The organism is Salifodinibacter halophilus, assembly GCA_012999515.1.
GTDB classification, from domain to species: domain Bacteria; phylum Pseudomonadota; class Gammaproteobacteria; order Nevskiales; family Salinisphaeraceae; genus Salifodinibacter; species Salifodinibacter halophilus.
The window spans coordinates 1-274 of sequence record JABEEB010000228.1; the positions used below are offsets into that span (position 1 = coordinate 1).

Below are 274 nucleotides of genomic sequence, written 5' to 3' on the forward strand. Positions count from 1 at the left end.
CGCCAGCGAGGAGCGCCCCGACGTCATCGACGTCGGCGAGGGGGTGTCGGTCGCGCTCGACCCGCTGGACGGGTCGACGAACCTGAAGCCGAACAACGTGATGGGGACGCTCTACAGCGTCTACGACGAACCGCTCCCCACGGGCGGCGAGAACCTGCTCGCCGCTGGCTACATCCTCTACGGCCCGGTGACGACGCTCGTGGCCGCCCGCGACGGCGTCGTCAGCGAGTACATCCTCGAATCGGGCGTCAAGCGCCCGCTCCGCGAGGAACTG

1 protein-coding gene is annotated in these 274 nt (G+C 69.7%); it reads left to right on the forward strand.

What is annotated here, in order from left to right; translation table 11 throughout:
* The coding region (locus HKX41_11435) for a class 1 fructose-bisphosphatase (GenBank protein NNC24744.1) at positions 1-274 on the forward strand (274 nt) is incomplete at both ends.